This window comes from Chamaesiphon sp., from assembly GCF_041738855.1.
Classification (GTDB): Bacteria; Cyanobacteriota; Cyanobacteriia; order Cyanobacteriales; family Chamaesiphonaceae; genus Chamaesiphon.
Genome location: NZ_JBGSPA010000135.1, coordinates 1 through 17,134, shown reverse-complemented (window position 1 = coordinate 17,134; position 17,134 = coordinate 1). Strand labels below are relative to the sequence as shown.

The window sequence follows — 17,134 nt, the reverse complement described above, 5'->3', positions numbered from 1 at the left end:
TTAGTACTTTAAATATATACAAATAACATCGTTCGGTAGTTAGAGCAATCGCTTTGTAGCTATCTAACCAAATTTTCTCAGCGTGAACCTCGGTCAAATAGCGTAGTTTTGCCGCTCTAAATGGTGTTGCTGCTTGTAGCCTCCGCGAGTAGAGCTAGTCTGGGTTGCTGTCAGCTAAAATCCATAGAGAATAGCGTTAGAGCAAGATTCAGCGAACAGATTTCGGCTAGACCTCCCCGTCTTTAATTTATTTGTAAAGAAATAATATATACTAGATTGGCAAAGATCCTAGCCAAAATAGTTAGATTACTTGATTTAGCGATCGCACAAGTTATATTGGGGATAGCTGTCGGCTCTAAATCTGTAAAAAATGGATTGTATTGGTGAAAATTTTCAATTAACGCTGATTACTTGACCAGATTAGCTCTCTTGACGATCGCGATCGCCTCCAAATACCTGGATCGAAACTGGCGATCGATCGGATTGTGGCAGTGTTCAAGACTAGTTTTACATCAATTATACTTATGACAATGTGGTCTAAATTGAGATTGACGGCTTGGCAACAGCTGAAACTTGCGAACTGCGACCAGTCGAGTCTTAAGATGATGTTCCGCCACGTCGGTAGTCGCCATACTCCGGAAAATACCTTCACTAGCAAAATGAGATGAAAAAAGCACTTATCTTTGGAGTTTCCGGACAAGACGGTGCATACTTAGCCAAGCTACTGCTAAACAAAGGTTATGTTGTTTGCGGCACATCCCGAGATGCTCAGATCTCATCATTTCGGAATTTGGAGTATTTGGAGATTCGAGAGCGGGTGCAACTAGAATCTACAGCCCTCAATGATTTTCGGAGTGTTCTGCAAGTATTGTTCAAGACTCGACCTGATGAAGTCTACAATTTAGCCGGTCAAACCTCAGTGGGGCTGTCTTTCGAGCAGCCAGTCGAGACACTGGAAAGTATTGCGATCGGGACATTAAACATTCTCGAAGCAATTCGGTTTATTGGGGAGCCAATTAAATTCTATAACGCTGCCTCTAGTGAGGTGTTTGGGGATATCAATGGTGCTGCGGCTGATGAGTCTACAGCATTTTCACCTCGAAGTCCCTATGCAGTTGCCAAAGCGACTGCTTTTTGGGAAGTTGCTAACTATCGAGAGGCTTATGGTTTATTTGCTTGTTCGGGGATTTTATTCAACCATGATTCCCCACTCAGACCAGAACGATTTGTGACGCAGAAAGTGATCTCTAGTGCTTGTAGAATTGCTGCCGGAAAACAGGATAAATTATATCTGGGCAATATTGATATTCAGCGAGATTGGGGTTGGGCTGAGGACTATGTAGAAGCGATGTATTTGATGTTGCAGCAGGAGCAGCCTGATGATTATGTGATTGCTACTGGCGAAAGTTATACATTAGCAGAATTTATCGAGATTGCTTTTCGACTCGTGGATTTGGACTGGAGAGATTATGTAATTAGCGATAAAGACCTCCGGCGGCCGACGGATATTGCTGTGAGTCGGGGAAATCCCCAAAAAGCCCGTACCAAGTTGGGATGGCAAGCTAGTCATAAGATCGCGGATATTGTCAAGATGATGATGGCAGCTCGAACGGCTCGGTAGTAGTTGCAACCGATCGACAATATCGAATCGATCGTATTCGGTACGAATGAAATTATCAATTTAGTCTGAGTAAATACTAGTTAATCGCATATTTAGCTTATATCATGATGTTTATCGATCGAGCAATCCAACAGCTATCCCTCCTCAAAGGTCGGAATGGATTACGTAAAATTTTAGCCAATATTAGTTGGCTATTCGCCGATCGAATTTTGCGAATGGGCTTTGGGCTGGTGGTTGGTGTTTGGGTGGCTCGCTATATCGGCGTTCAGCAATTTGGGATTTTGAATTATGCTACGGCTTTTGTGGCGATCTTCAATCCATTAGCGACGCTAGGGTTAGATGCAGTAGTAGTTCGTAAATTAGTTGCCCAGCCGACCCAACAACAATCTATTCTGGGTACATCTTTTTGGCTGAGATTTATCGCTGGCTGGCTAACTTGGTGGATTTCCATTTTAGGTGTATATTTGCTCAGACCTGATGATTCGACCATGATTATCACTGTCACTATTTTAGGAGCAGCGAGTATCTTTCAGTCGATCGACACTATCGATCTCTGGTTTCAATCACAAATCCAATCAAAATATAGTGTCCTAGCAAAAAATGCCGCATTTATTCTGGTTACCTCCCTAAGAGTTGTCTTAATTACTATTCGTGCCCCCCTCATCGGTTTTGTATTGGTAATTTTAATGGAAGCAGTCTTAGGGGCAATTGGACTACTCATCGTTTACCAAAAACAGGGTCATCTGATTAGAGTCTGGCACTGGAGTAGCTCATTGGCAAAAGATCTCCTCAGAGAGAGTTTTCCGCTAATTCTTTCAGGTTTAACGATCATGATCTATATGCGGATCGACCAGATTATGCTGGGACAAATGATCGGAGACAAAGCAGTAGGAGTTTACTCTGCTGCTACTCGAATCTCTGAAGTGTGGTACTTTATTCCAATGACTGTCTCATCTTCGGTGATGCCATCAATTTTTCAAGCCAAAGAGATTAGCGAACAGCTTTATTATCAAAGAATCGGTGAACTAAATCGGGTGCTAACGTGGATGGCTATCCTCGTAGCGATCGTGATGACATTTGTTTCTAAGCCACTGATTATGCTGTTATTTGGTAATAACTTTGTCGAGTCAGGAGCTATTTTATCAGTTCATATCTGGGCATCCGTTTTTGTCTTTAGTGGTGTGGCTACAAGTGGATGGTTTATAGCTGAGAACCTCACCTATTTGTCTCTTTATCGAACTTTAAGCGGAGCCGTAGTTAATATTCTCTTAAATATTTTTCTAATTCCAATTTATGGAGGTCTTGGTGCAGCGATCGCTACTGTCATTGCTCAAGCAGTTGCCTCTTTTATCAGTAACGGTATCAATCCAAAAACACGAAAGCTATTTAAAGTTCAAATTAAATCTCTACTGACGACTAGAATATAAACAAGTAAACATTATCGATTTACATTATATTTAAGAAATCAAGTAATTTCAATTATGAAAACTCCAGTTGTATTTATTATATTTAACCGAAAAGAGACTACTCATAGAGTATTTGAAGCTATTCGTCAAGCACAACCAACGCAACTATTTGTAATTGCTGATGGTCCACGTTCGGACAAGATCGGTGAAGCTGAAAAATGTATGGCAACTCGGGCGATTATCGATCGAGTGGACTGGGACTGCGAGGTAAAGACCAACTACTCAGATATTAATTTAGGTTGTAAACTTAGACCATCAACAGGCATAGACTGGGTTTTTAAACAGGTTGAAGAGGCAATTATCTTGGAAGACGACTGCTTACCCGATCCAACTTTCTTTGCCTTCTGTGATGAAATGCTGGAAAAATATCGACATGATACTCGCATTATGGCGATCGGTGGTAACAACTTTCAATTTGGTCGCCAACGAACCAACGATAGTTATTATTTTTCTCGATTTCCACATTGTTGGGGCTGGGCAACATGGCGGAGAGCGTGGGCACACTTTGATATAGATATCAAACTATGGCCCACAGTACGTGATGGCGATTGGCTGCGAGATATTCTCACTGAAGATGCTCAAGTCAAGACTTGGGAGCAAACTTTCCAATCTGTCTATGAGCATAAAATTGATACAGCGTGGGACTACCAGTGGACATTTGCTTGCTGGATCAACAGTGGATTAGCAATTTTACCTAATACTAATTTGGTTACTAATATTGGCTTTGGAGCTGATGCAACTCATACTACTGGAGGAGTCAATAAACTAGCAAACATGCCAGTAAAAGGGCTTACTCAGCCTCTACAACATCCTCGATTTGTCGTACGCGATGCCGCAGCAGATCGTTATACTTATCAAAATATATTTGATGTTACTTTACTAACAAGGTTGAAAAAGGCAATTGTTCGATATGGACTTGGTAGAAGTAATGTGAGCTGAGATTGAGATCAAGGATATAAATATCATAATTTTGTTTAGAAATCGTACATTTTAGTCAATTATTCAACTTATGAAACTATTGAATTTTGGTTGTGGTCACACTTTTCATCAAGACTGGATCAATATAGACTTAGTATCAACTTCACCAGAAGTTAGGGGATATGATATTCGTAAAAATTTCCCTTACCCCAATGATTACTTTGATGCTTGCTATAGTTCTCATGTAATCGAGCACATGAATAGACATGAATGTGTCAGCGTTATTTCTGAATGTTACCGAATTCTCAAACCCCAGGGGATTGTAAGAGTTGTTGTACCAGATCTTGAATCAATTGCTAGAGCATACCTTTGCGCCTTAGAGCGAGTGACATCCGGGGTAACAACAGCAGAATCTGATTATAATTGGATGACCATTGAGCTGATAGATCAGTTAGTTCGTAGTACTAAAGGAGGTGAAATGGGTAAATATCTATCTAGTCAAAATACATCAGATGCAAGCAAGAAATTTATTAGCTCTCGGATCGGTATTGAGGCAGAAGGCTATTGGAAGCCTGAACCAATTCCCAAATCTTTAATAGATAGAATTAAATCAAAAAACTTGTCTTGGTTTTTGAAATCTTTACAAAACCTTACGATCCAGCTTCTACTTTATACGATCGGAGGCAATCAAGCACAACGAGTATTCAAAGAAGGTTTATTTCGGAACTCTGGAGAAGTTCACCGCTGGATGTACGATCGATACTCTATGCAACGATTACTGGAACAAGCTGGTTTTGCCAATGTACGTATTTGTCAAGCGGAGGAGAGTCGCATTTCAGACTTTAACAAATATGAGTTAGACACGTTTAAAGGTAGTATTCGCAAACCAGATTCTTTGTTTATAGAGGCAGTTAAGCCATGAATATAGATAATATTTAATTTTTATTCATCATACAAATTCAAATTGAATTGTCTGAAATGATGATAATTACTCCAACTAATCCAGTTAAATTTAGCTTAGGATAGCATCAATATATATGCAGAGAGAAGCTAATCCAATCGTAATAAAAAGTAAGTTAAGAGCAGCATTTAGAGAAAAACTTCACCTGATAATCTTATTAGGATTGTTGTTCATATTTTCTCTGTCTATACCTGGCATTTCTTACTTGGTAATGATCGTTATTTTTGTATTTATATCTTTGCCGTTCATAGTACAGACATTAAGTAATAAAAACAGAGTAAAAAGATCGCCGATCGCCATAAAATTCATCCTTTCCTTAATTGTATTAATGGGATTTCTAGTTACTTATTTTATGACAATTTATGGCTATAACTTTGTTGACGAAACGACGGCAGTACGAGGTGTTATTTTAGCTGCCTTATCATATATTGTTGGCTATAGCATTCATTTTGAGGAGATACCCAGCAAAACCTTAAATTATATATATGTTTTTTTAGCATTAATTGGCGGAGGTATAATTTTTGTATATTTAAGTGTCAATAGTTCTTCACTAGGTGAAATTCTGGAGCGAAGTGCTCCTAACTTTTGGAAACCTGGTGAAGACCCTATTAATGGTACTGTTCTGGATTTGTATTCAATGTTAGGGACAGGTATAATACCAATTGTTTTTTATGGTAAAAATCAACAATTTAAGTCTCAACAATACAAACTAGTAACTATTATATCTCTAGCGATCGGGATAATATCTATCCACATGAGTGTCTTACTTCAAGGTAGAAAAGCAATTTTAAGTTTGGTTCTTGTACTACTAATGACAACCTTATTTAAGTTAAAAAATGTAGAAGAAAAAAATACTAGAAATTTATACTTCTCGATAATTGTATTTATATCTTTATTGCTGGCGATCGCCTCAGACACTATTATGAGTTTTGCAGTTGCAAATTTTGAAGTGTTCAATCGACTTCAGAATGAGGGTTTAGAATCAGGTAGATATCAAGCATGGTTTGATATATTTGATGCGATGCCAAGACACTTTGTAGGGGGTAGAGCATTTTCAATATCAGCAAGCTACGCCCACAATATCTGGCTGGATGTATTTTATGATGGAGGACTATTACCAATGGCTTTACTCCTAATTTTTCATATTTTACATATTCAGCCTTTCTTGAAAGTTCTATCTTCTAAATTGCCAGAACCAATTATTATCTTGACAATTTGTGTAATAGTTCCTGTCTTGATGGGTTTTCAGGGTGAACCAGTACTGCAAGCTTCTTCATTCTATTTTTCGACATCCTGCTGCTTTCTTGGATCGATCGTGAGATTATCTCAAGTTGCCGATAAGTATAATATTGATATACCCAGCGATCCCCTTTAATTATGATATCAAAAATTTCAATTGTTACTCCATGTTTTAACGCTGAAAGATTTATTAAAGAAACAGTTGAATCCGTAATTAATCAGACAGCTGTTATTTCTGGAAGGGTAGAACTTGAGTATATAATTTGTGATGGGTACTCAAGTGACAAAACAGTAGATATAATCAAAGATATTAATTCTCCCTTGATAAAGTTAATCTCAGAGCCTGATGCTGGCATGTACAGTGCCTTATCAAAAGGATTACAATCTACTTCTGGCGACATTATCGCATATATAAATGCTGGGGACTATTATCATAAATGTGCATTCGATATAGTTTTAGATTTATTTGAAGATAAAGACAAACAAGTAGCGTGGCTAACCGGATACACAATTTTGTATAATGAACAGTCATACGCTTTACCTCAAATGCTGCCATATCGGTATAGAAGCAGATTATTCAATTGCGGGATGTATCTAAGTAAGCTTCCATTTGTTCAGCAAGAATCCACTTTTTGGTCTTCTTCCCTCATGAATAGTTGTATCGATTTTGAATGTCTTGCTAGATTCAAATCTGCTGGTGATTTTTATATATGGAAACAGTTTTCTAATTTAGAAGAATTAAAAATAGTTGAAGCATATTTAGGAGGATTTAGAAGGCAAAGAGGACAATTGTCCGAAAATAGAGCAGCTTACGATCGAGAAGTAAGCGATCTAGTTGTGTCACCAAATTTAATGGACTCAATTATAGCAAGCTTGGATAGTGCCATCTTTTACTTTGCTCCAAATAAATTAAAAAAAATATTGAATGACCGTTGTGTCTTTCGCTTCAATCATAGTTTGCAAAAATGGATTTAAAATCAAGATGAAGGTACTTCAACTACTGATGCACGAAAATTCCGGTGCAGGAAAAGCATCAATTCGCCTCCACAATGGGCTTTTGGAAAATACAGTAGATTCTCTAGTTATGGTTTCGCACAAATCATCAGATCTAGCTAGTGTGTTAATGCCGAATAAGTTGAGTAAGATCTATAAACAAATTCAACCAGTAGTAATCGATAAACTTACCTCTAGATTGAAAGTTAGTAAGAATGATACTTTTTCGGTAAATTGTACTCCTAGCTCATTGCTCAAGGATATTCAAGATATCGCCCCAGATCTAATTAACTTGCACTGGATCGGTTGGGAGTTTTTGAAAATTGAAGACTTTAAAAGACTTGGTGTACCACTAATTTGGACGCTACATGATATGTGGGCTTTTACTGGAGGATGCCACTACAGTGGGGAGTGCAATCTCTACACCAAGTCCTGTGGTAGTTGCCCACAATTAACAAATAGTAGGGAGCGAGATTTGTCTAGATGGGTATGGCATCGTAAACAGAAAGCTTGGCAAGATCTGAATTTAACACTAGTAACCCCTAGTAAATGGTTAGCTGAATGTGCCAAAAACAGTTTACTATGCCAAGATTTAAGAATTGAAGTGATTCCTAACGGCTTAGACATTAAAACATATAAACCGATTGATAAAAAGCTAGCTAGGAGTATTCTAGGCTTATCAATAGATGCACAGATCGTGTTGTTTGGTGCGGTTGATGCAACTAGTTCTCCTCGCAAAGGATTTAAGTTTTTGGAACCAGCGTTACAAAAAATCCGTCAATATCAAGATTTAAATAACATTGAGCTAGTTATTTTTGGATCTTCTCAACCCCTCAATCCTCCAAATTTAGGATTTAAAGTCACCTATCTCGGTCGGTTGAATGATGATATATCTCTCAGCCTAGTATATGCTGCCGCTGATGTGTTTGTCGCTCCCTCGATTGAGGATAATCTGCCCAATACTGTGCTCGAAGCTTTAGCCTGCGGGACGCCATGCGTGAGTTTCAAGATTGGGGGTTTGTCTGACGCCATCGAGCACGAACAAAACGGCTACTTAGCACAACCCTTTGATACCGATGATTTGGCACATGGAATAGTTTGGGTACTAGCGGATCGGGAGCGGCACCGCAAATTAGGCGATCGGGCGCGCGCAAAGGTGGAAAGTGAGTTCACCACAGCGTTATGTGCCCACCGTTATCAAAATCTTTATGAAAATTTACTGTCCTAGCCGATATTTGAAATCGTCGATCGCGTGAACGATCGTCAATAAATCAACTGATAATTGTCCGCCAAGTCAACTCGATCGGATCGAGTAACAAAAATGAGTACCTGTAAAATAAGCATCGTAACTATCTCAAGAAATAATGTCCAAAACTTACTCAAGACACTGGATTCTGTCAAAAATCAAGACTACCAGCTAATAGAACATATTATCATCGATGGAGACTCTCAGGACGGAAGTAAAGAATTATTGGGTTCCTATATCCATTCCAAAGAATATAGCTATTTTTCTGAATTGGATAATGGTATATCTGATGCTTTCAATAAAGGGTTAAAAAAAAGCACTGGCGACTTAATATTTTTTTTGAACTCTGGTGACACACTTTCGGATAATGTTGTCATTTCTGAAGTAGTCAAAAGCTACCTAGAGCGTAAATGGAGGTTTGCTGTAGGTATAACAGTAACTACTAGTCTTACTGGAGAACCCATATCTTATCAGCCGCCTAAGCTTTCGTCAAAATTTCTGAAATATTTTATGTTCTTACCACATCAAGGGGTTTTTTGTGAAACATCGTTGCATCGCAATTTCAATTATGATGAATCTCTAAAAACTTCGATGGACTACGATCTATTTATCAGAATGATTGAGAATATCTCAATCTTCTATCTCCCACTCATCATCTCCAACCGCGAACCAGGCGGTGTCTCTAGTGATACCAGAAAGCGGATTAACGAACAATCACAAATTCGGATTCAGCACGCGATCGGATTGCATGAAAAAGTCTTAATTAGGGTTGTCAATTTCCTGATTTTTGTTAAAAGCTATTTAAAACTTGATTCTCCCTTCATCGCAAAGATCCGCAATATCTAAAGTTATCACATACGTGTTGTACGCTTTTTATTAAAATAATATTAATTCAAGGCGAGATTAATATCCAAACTAAATTACATTTAAGCTGAATCATCTCTCAATTAATATGAACTCAATCTATATCTTTGTTCCTAAAAATAACAACCTGAGACATACATCAGACTCTTTGGAGGAAGCATTAAAACTATCGATTCAGAGCAATCTCTTTCGCTCTACAAAAATCGACCATATCACCTGGAAAATAATTATAGATATAGTTAAAGAAAATATTAAGTTATCACCAGAGGAGAGCCAATCATTATTTTTCTTGTCAATCCAATTAGATTATTTATTACTAACGATCGTCCTCAAGCTACTATCAAAAATATTTATTAAAAATCCAGTTGTATATTATTTGATGCATGAGCCTCGATATGAACAGGGGAGAGTTAACCCGCTCGATGCAAATTTAGTTTATTTGTATAACTTGCTATTAGGCACTCTTGTCGATCGAATTTTACTTCCAAGTGACGAAGCTTTTAATAAAGCTAAAACCTTTCTAGACGATCGTAAATTCGCTCGAGTGAATCTAGGTTTTGTTTCTATTCCAGAGCGAATATTGAACCAGAATCTGGTTAACTTGAAAAGTGACTGGGAACAGACTAAAACTTTTTCATTACTGGGTACTGCTGCTAGCGATAAAAATCCCCAGGGCTTCACCTCTCTGGCTACTCTTACCACTCGACAGTATCCAGGACAGACTAGATTCATTCGCGCTGGTCGCGATCGCGATGTAAATATTGAATATGATGAGGAGATTGTCATTACATTTCCTGGCTACATGACTGATAGTGGTAAGAGATTTCTATTTGGGCTGACACATTTTATCGTAGTTCCTTACTTCTTTTCAACTCAAAGTGGTGTTATTGCCGAAGCATTAAGTTACGGTAAGATATTGATTGTCAATGATATACCAGCTTTCGCACATCTTCAAGGGCTAGATTTTGTATTTATAATTGATTTCACCAATGAGGAATCCATCTTAAAATGTGTAACCAGTTTATTTGAAATGAATTGGATTGAGTATCAGCAACGTTACTGGAAGGCGATCGAGTATTTTAAAAATAATTTTTCAGAATTTTATCTTTTAAAAAAAATAACTAATATCATGGAATTTTCTGCTAATTAAGTCATTAGTAAAATAACATCTCAACTAAATTATAGTAATTTATGCGTCGTCGAGTATTATTTATTGCACCAAGAATACCTTTTCCGCTTATGCAGGGAGATAGAATAGTCTGTCATCAACGTTTACAAAGCCTGAGTACAAAATATGCTATTACTTTAGTAACTTTCTACCAATCACAGCAAGAGCTAGAAAATACTAAGCTACTTTTGGACTTTTGTGAAGAAATTCACACTATTTATCTACCTAAGTGGCAATCATTACTGAATTGTGTAATGTGCTTATTCGATCGGCATACGCCCTTTCAAGTTGCGTACTATAGATCGAAGCAGTTGCAGCTAAAATTGGATGAGTTGACTGCTCAGCATGATTTCGATCTAGCTCATTATTTTTTACTAAGAGTTGCTGATTATCAAGTACCTAGCAATGTTGTTAAAATCATCGATCTAATCGATTCAATGCAGCTCAATTTTAGCTCAAGAATTGCGATCGAGCAAAATACAGTTAAGAAATTAATCTTGAAAACAGAACTAAATAGAGTAGCTAATTATGAGATCGATGTCATCGATCGATTTTCCAAGTCTATTCTGGTATCTAAAAAAGATGCAGACTTTATCGACAAATATTCACCAAAGATGGAAGTTATCCCAGTCGTTATAAATACCAGTATTTTCAAACCATCTGTAATCGATCGAGATCACTCCTCAGTCAAAATAATTTTTTCTGGTCGCATGGCTTATGAACCTAATATTTATGCTGTATTATGGTTTGCCAAAAACTGCTGGGATCGGATACATCAAGCTTTTCCAACTGCCAAATTTATTGTAGCTGGAGCTGATGCCACTACGGAAGTCATTAATCTCGGTAACGCTCGCAACATCGAGATCGCTGGCTATGTGGAGTCCATGAGTGCAGTCATCTCCCAAGCAGATATCGCTGTAGTTCCGATGCAGTCAGGTTCGGGGATGCAAAACAAAATTTTGGAGGCGATGGCTTGTGGTGTACCTGTTGTCACGACAACACTGGGATTAGGTACAATTGCAGCTATTAATGGTCATAGTGTCATGGTAGCTGACACCGTGGATGAATTCGTTGCTGCTGTGATTACCTCGATCCAAGATGAATACAAACGCAAAGAAATCGGCGATAATGGACGCAAGTTAGTTGAATCAAATCATAGTTTATCGAGTGCATCAACTAAAATAGAATCGATTTATAAAGCTATTATTGGCGATCGATAGTTAATTATATTCGTTTCTTTAGTCGATAATTACTATTTCATTATGTTATGTGTTCCAATTTTTGACAAATTTTAGTTCGTACGATGAGGCTCAACGATCGCACTTTTGAAGGCTCGATCTTGTCTTAATATTGATATATCTCTCTATCTTTATACGCATGAAGTCCGATCGACGTAAACTTTTTGGATTAATTACTGGCTTGGTTTTAGCTCTTACTAGTAGTAAAGGAATAAGTTTAGCTCAAAAAAAATACTTAACGATCGATCGCAAACGCAGTTTACCTTTTTTGTTGGGTTGGTACGATCGGATCGAAAATACCGATCTCTCAAAAAAAGTTTACGCTAAAGGTATTAATATACTAATGCCTTATGTTGGAGAGAAATTAAGAAAGGAGTTGATTAAATCATTTTTAGATACATGTGAAACTGTAGGTGTAAAAGTTTTATTAGAGATTTATCGTCCCTTTGTAGATATAGGAAATATCGCAGCTATCAAAGACTTTGTTCGTACCTATAAAAATCATCCTGCGGTCTATGCCTGGTATCTTTATGACGAACCAGAAATTAGAAAACCGATTCCACTAGACCCACAATTATTAGAACAACTATATCAAGTCATCAAAGATGAAGACAAATCTAAGCCAGTGGCATTGGTTTTTGCAGATCCCGACAAAATCGAACCGTTTGTCAATTCAATGGATATACTGATGTGGGATTGGTATCCTTGTCTAGTGGGAGAGCCAGAGTTCCAATGGGTTCCGGCTTACCGACGGCGTTTTTACCAAGTTATTTCGATAGCTAATCTACATCAGAAGAAATTCTATAATGTCTTGCAAGCTTCTAATGAAAAACAGTCAACTAAAAGATTGCCAAGTATTGGTGAGTTTCGCTATATGTTCTATTTGTCCATTGTGACTGGAGCTGATGGATTATTATTTTGGATGCATTATTTTTCAGTAAACTTGTGGAACGAATCTGTGCTTTATCCTACAGTTATTGAATTTAAAAAATACATACCTGCTGTCATTAAAGGTAAAGATCTAAGTAGCACAGTAAAAGTGAGCAGCACAGACGTACAACTGAAATTATTTTCTATTCCTAACACCAAAAAATATCTGGCGATCGCTATCAATCACGAGCGAGTTAAAATCAATTTAACTATCAACTTCAATCGGACATTTGCGGGTAAAACAGTCGCCACTAGCCGAACCAAAATCGCCCAATTGTCTACCAATGCAGATTTCACTACTCTCTTAAAACCGTATGAAGTTGTGGTATGGACGATCGGCTAATCCAGCTATATTAAAACTATAATTTTTAATATAGCAGCTCTAAGTTATTTGGTGAGTTCACTATTAAACTCATTAAAAGTGCGTCGCTTGAGTTCGATCGAATCTTTACGTGGTAACAGATCGAATACCTCACGCAAAGTATCATCCATTTTTTCAAATGAAAGTTGTCCCACCTCATTGAGACGAACTTTACCTTGCTTGTCGATAACTACAGTTTGGGGAACTTTGCCACTATAATAATATCCGGCTTCTGTCGCTGAATACTTGGTGTCGAGGGCGAGACTATCCGCAGTTACAGGGATAAAACTAGCTGCTTTACCATAATAGCCTTGAAGCTGGGAGATGACTGTCGAGTATTTTTTGCAGTCAGTACTATCATCGATATAGAAAACTAATAAAGCTGGCTTGTTCGCTTTCAACGAGTCAGCCAACGAGATCTTTGCTGGCACCAGAGAGCCATTGCCAGCATAGAGTACAAATACATTGCCATCATATTTATCATCTTCGATTCCAGCTAGAGCTGGATGAGCGAGGATACAGGTACAGATACAGATTAGGATCGCAGTTGTTAGCGATCGCCACACGTATTTAAAATAGTTACTAAACATTTTAGACATATAATATAGTTAGATATAGTTTTTAAAATCTATTTGGCAAGATGTTATCGCCACCGCTCTGACGCTTGGCTACATCTATAAAATTGCGCTTAGAAAATGTGCCCAACTCATTTAAATAATCGATCGCACCAGCTATTTTACTGCTTCAAGCATCCACGAGAAATAAAAGCGAGTTTTCGTCGTTGCCTTGCGGTTGATGGTAAAACCTTGTGATTCCAAAATTTTGACGACATCTGCTTCTTTGTGGAGGTAAGAGCGGGTAGCCTTGCTTGCCCCAGGGAAAAAACTGCCAATCTTTTTGAGGAGACTAAAGTAAGGAGTCTTGGGTGCAAAACTGATAATCAGTCGCGACTGCGCCATCGATGCCAAGTGCGAAATCATTTCGCCAGCCTTGGCTTGGGGGTAATGAATCAGCACATCCAAACACACAACAGTATGGTAATTACCCGTCAGGCTTTCGAGATCGCTAACGCTGAAACTCGGGTTATCGTTATTCCCAAATATTCTCGCCGCGACTTCCTTGCCTTCTCCCACCATTTTCTCGGAAATGTCACTCGCACTGACGATTGCTTTGCGCTCCGCCAGCGGAATACTCAGACTCCCCACGCCACAGCCTGCGTCACAGATAGCTAAACCCTCCAGGTTATTATCTGCATCCAACCACTCCAACAGCGTGTCTACAGTCTGCTGATGCCCTGTGCGGATATCGAGCTGGACTTTGTTTACCTCACCATCACCGTAGATCCGTTGCCATCTTTCAAATCCGGTATTGTTAAAATATTCTTTAACTACTGCCTTGTCGTCTACTACGTCCATCGAAATTTGGTTGTCAAAAATTTAGGGCTATCGGTAAATCACTATAGCAGGCGATCGGGTGTGTAGGGTAGGATCGTTAAACTAAAGCAAATTCGATGCAACATTATTACTCCACATTACTAGACATTCCCGCTGCGCTACCACTACCAAAAGCGATCTTGTTAGATGCCTTTGGTACTTTATTTGGAGTACGGGGAAGTGTCGGACATATTTATAGCGAGATCGCCAGTAAATATGGTGTCAATTGTCAACCAGAATTACTCAATAAATACTTTTACACAGCTTTTAAAAACTCTCCACCCTGCGTTTTCCCTGGTGTCCCTGCTGACGAGATCGCCGAGCGGGAATATCAGTGGTGGCGCGAAATCAATCGGCAGACTTTCACCGCTGCGGGAGTCATCACTCAGTTTGCCGATTTCGATCGCTTTTTTCAAGAGTTGTATCGATACTTTACTACCGCCGCTGCTTGGGAAGTGTATCCCGATGTCATTCCCGCTTTGACTAGTTGGCAGCGATCGCCCGTACAATTGGGAGTATTATCCAACTTTGACTCGCGGCTATATACCGTCCTACAGGTACTAGAATTGGATCGTTATTTTTCGACAGTGACGATCTCTACCGCCGTCAGTGCAGCTAAACCTCAGCCCGAAATCTTCACCGCAGCTCTAGCCAAATACCAGTGTACGCCAGCATCTGCATGGCACATCGGCGATAGTTTTGACGATGACTATCTAGGTGCGAGTAGGGCTGGCTTGACAGCCATCTGGTTGAATCGTAGTTGAGCCACTACCGCCGAGCCGCGTTTTGCTCTAATCTAGAGGGTAACCAGATCCTGACTATCATTGGTGGAGTTTATCAAAGTGAGTAGCGTTACAGTCATTAATGATTCACAATTTGAAAGTGAAGTTTTGCAAGCAGATCTCCCTGTCTTAGTGTACCTATGGGCGGCGTGGTGTGGGCCGTGTCGATTGGTGTCACCGTCGATCGATTGGATTGCCAATAACTATGGCGATCGAGTTAAAGTAGTCAAAATGGAAATCGATCCCAATCCCCAAACCGTCAAAACTTACAAGGTAGAAGGTGTTCCCGCGATTCGATTATTCAAGGGTAAGGAACTGGTGCATACGCTTGAGGGTGCGATTACCAAGGATAAGTTGACGACGATCCTCGATAATAATCTGTAAGTTAGTTAAAGCCTGATGGTGCGTTACGCTGTCGCTAACACACCCTACAACTAAAACCTAAAGCCTAGAGCCTAAAATGCAGTTTTCTCAACGTCTCCAGCCGTTAAAAAGTAATGTGTTTGCCGATATGGATCGGGCGAAGGGACGTGCGCGGGCATTGGGACAGGAGATAATCGATCTATCGTTGGGTTCATCTGACTTGCCGACACCACCCCATGTTATCGCTGCAATTCAGTCAGCATTAGTCGATCCGAGTACTCATGGTTATCTATTATTTAATGGTACGCGGAGCTTTCGCGAAGCTGTAGCCAAGTGGTATACCAATAAATATGGAGTGAGTATAGATGCAGAGACAGAAGTACTTCCACTCATCGGTTCTCAAGAGGGGACAGCACACTTACCCCTAGCCATTCTGGAGCCTGGGGATGTTGCCCTACTTACAGATCCTGGCTACCCTTCACATGCAGGTGGCGTGTACTTGGCGGGCGGCGAGATTTATCCGATGCCCCTACTGGCGGAGAATCAATTCTTGCCTGTATTGGCGGATATTCCGGCTCCAACCCTTGCTAAAGCGCGAATGATGGTATTGAGCTATCCGCACAATCCTACCACCGCAATCGCTCCCCTAGCCTTCTTTGAGGAAGCAGTCGCTTTCTGTCAGCAGCATAATTTGGTATTGGTACATGATTTTCCCTATGGGGATATGGTATTTGGAGATCTTCAGGTACCGTCCATTTTTCAGGCGGATCGGGAAAAAAGCGTGTCGATCGAGTTTTTCACGATGTCCAAGTCTTATAATATGGGCGGATTTAGAATCGGTTATGCGATCGGCAATTCACAGTTAATTCAAGCCTTGCGCCAAGTCAAGGCGGTAGTCGATTTCAATCAGTATCTCGGGATCTTAAATGGTGCTGTCGCCGCTCTCAACGGCGATAATAATGGTGTCCAAAATACCGCAAACACTTTCAGACAGCGGCGCGATACCTTTGTCACCGCCTTGAATCAGATCGGTTGGCACGTTCCCACGCCGGAAGCGACAATGTATATCTGGGCAAAGTTACCGCCCCAATGGGCGCAAAACTCGATCGATTTCTGCACCGAGCTAGTGTGTCAAACTGGTGTCGCCGCTTCGCCTGGGGTGGGTTTTGGGAGGGCTGGTGAAGGTTACGTTAGATTTGCCTTGGTACACGAGCCAGCAAAATTACAACTGGCGGTCGATCGGATGGCAAAATTCTTGTAGGCTTGGCTATGAGAACACAACGATTGAAATCGTCGCTAGTGATGCAAAGTCCGCCTTCGCGGACTGGATCTAGAGCTTTGCTTAGGAAGCTCTAGCGGATATTATATAGCAACCGCAAAGTTTGTTAGGAAGTCTTCTGATTAGTCTACGTAGGGCTTGCTGAAGAAGACTATAACCCGCGAAGGGAGACGAATTCAATCGATAACGGGAAGAGCGAAGTCCCAGAAAATTAGCTAAGATCGGTCTAAAGCCTAGTCCAAGGTGTTAATACTCATGTACCGACAAGTTGA

At 39.7% G+C, this 17,134-nt stretch carries 16 protein-coding genes; 14 read left to right on the top strand and 2 right to left on the bottom strand.

The annotated features are described in order from the left end of the window. The first annotated feature begins 664 nt into the window (after positions 1-664). The 11 genes from ACEW9I_RS13200 to ACEW9I_RS13150 all read left to right on the top strand — a co-directional run bounded on the left by ACEW9I_RS13200 (position 665) and on the right by ACEW9I_RS13150 (position 12,987). Positions 665-1,621 (top strand): GDP-mannose 4,6-dehydratase, encoded by a 957-nt coding sequence (locus ACEW9I_RS13200; RefSeq protein WP_373540797.1) that lies wholly within the window; start codon positions 665-667, stop codon positions 1,619-1,621. Between the two features lie 104 nt (positions 1,622-1,725). Then, a complete protein-coding gene (locus tag ACEW9I_RS13195) occupies positions 1,726-3,048 on the top strand; it encodes a flippase (RefSeq protein ID WP_373540796.1) in 1,323 nt (440 codons plus the stop codon). Between the two features lie 54 nt (positions 3,049-3,102). Beyond that, complete coding sequence (locus ACEW9I_RS13190) at positions 3,103-4,026, top strand: glycosyltransferase family 2 protein (RefSeq protein WP_373540795.1); 924 nt, start codon at positions 3,103-3,105, stop codon at positions 4,024-4,026. A 70-nt stretch (positions 4,027-4,096) separates the two neighbouring features. Beyond that, on the top strand, positions 4,097-4,927 hold the full coding sequence (locus ACEW9I_RS13185; RefSeq protein ID WP_373540794.1) for a methyltransferase domain-containing protein: 831 nt from the start codon (positions 4,097-4,099) through the stop codon (positions 4,925-4,927). Between the two features lie 115 nt (positions 4,928-5,042). Then, the gene (locus tag ACEW9I_RS13180; protein ID WP_373540793.1) at positions 5,043-6,341 is read left to right on the top strand and encodes a hypothetical protein; all 1,299 of its coding nucleotides are present in this window, start codon (positions 5,043-5,045) and stop codon (positions 6,339-6,341) included. Positions 6,342-6,343: 2 nt separating this feature from the next. Next, positions 6,344-7,180 carry a glycosyltransferase gene (locus ACEW9I_RS13175; protein ID WP_373540792.1) on the top strand — a complete coding sequence of 279 codons (837 nt, stop codon included), beginning with the start codon at positions 6,344-6,346 and terminating at the stop codon, positions 7,178-7,180. A 7-nt stretch (positions 7,181-7,187) separates the two neighbouring features. After that, positions 7,188-8,426, top strand: a complete 1,239-nt coding sequence (locus tag ACEW9I_RS13170) for a glycosyltransferase family 4 protein (protein ID WP_373540791.1) — start codon at positions 7,188-7,190, stop codon at positions 8,424-8,426. A 93-nt stretch (positions 8,427-8,519) separates the two neighbouring features. After that, positions 8,520-9,290 (top strand): glycosyltransferase family 2 protein, encoded by a 771-nt coding sequence (locus ACEW9I_RS13165; RefSeq protein WP_373540790.1) that lies wholly within the window; start codon positions 8,520-8,522, stop codon positions 9,288-9,290. A 106-nt stretch (positions 9,291-9,396) separates the two neighbouring features. After that, on the top strand, positions 9,397-10,458 hold the full coding sequence (locus tag ACEW9I_RS13160) for a hypothetical protein (protein WP_373540789.1): 1,062 nt from the start codon (positions 9,397-9,399) through the stop codon (positions 10,456-10,458). 41 nt (positions 10,459-10,499) lie between these two features. Beyond that, positions 10,500-11,696 (top strand): glycosyltransferase, encoded by a 1,197-nt coding sequence (locus ACEW9I_RS13155; RefSeq protein WP_373540788.1) that lies wholly within the window; start codon positions 10,500-10,502, stop codon positions 11,694-11,696. A gap of 157 nt (positions 11,697-11,853) precedes the next feature. After that, on the top strand, positions 11,854-12,987 hold the full coding sequence (locus ACEW9I_RS13150; protein ID WP_373540787.1) for a hypothetical protein: 1,134 nt from the start codon (positions 11,854-11,856) through the stop codon (positions 12,985-12,987). Positions 12,988-13,031: 44 nt separating this feature from the next. On the opposite strand, the gene ACEW9I_RS13145 is transcribed toward ACEW9I_RS13150, so the two are convergent. Next, positions 13,032-13,604, bottom strand: coding sequence for a thylakoid membrane photosystem I accumulation factor (locus tag ACEW9I_RS13145; RefSeq protein WP_373540786.1), 573 nt, complete (start codon positions 13,602-13,604; stop codon positions 13,032-13,034). Between the two features lie 132 nt (positions 13,605-13,736). Next, complete coding sequence (gene bchM, locus ACEW9I_RS13140; protein WP_373540785.1) at positions 13,737-14,420, bottom strand: magnesium protoporphyrin IX methyltransferase; 684 nt, start codon at positions 14,418-14,420, stop codon at positions 13,737-13,739. Between the two features lie 95 nt (positions 14,421-14,515). Here bchM and ACEW9I_RS13135 point away from each other — a divergent pair, with 95 nt between their 5' ends. The 3 genes from ACEW9I_RS13135 to ACEW9I_RS13125 all read left to right on the top strand — a co-directional run bounded on the left by ACEW9I_RS13135 (position 14,516) and on the right by ACEW9I_RS13125 (position 16,844). Beyond that, positions 14,516-15,202, top strand: coding sequence for an HAD-IA family hydrolase (locus ACEW9I_RS13135; protein WP_373540784.1), 687 nt, complete (start codon positions 14,516-14,518; stop codon positions 15,200-15,202). Between the two features lie 78 nt (positions 15,203-15,280). Continuing rightward, the gene (locus tag ACEW9I_RS13130; RefSeq protein ID WP_373540783.1) at positions 15,281-15,604 is read left to right on the top strand and encodes a thioredoxin family protein; all 324 of its coding nucleotides are present in this window, start codon (positions 15,281-15,283) and stop codon (positions 15,602-15,604) included. Positions 15,605-15,680: 76 nt separating this feature from the next. Further along, a complete protein-coding gene (locus tag ACEW9I_RS13125; RefSeq protein ID WP_373540782.1) occupies positions 15,681-16,844 on the top strand; it encodes an LL-diaminopimelate aminotransferase in 1,164 nt (387 codons plus the stop codon). Positions 16,845-17,134 lie beyond the last annotated feature (290 nt).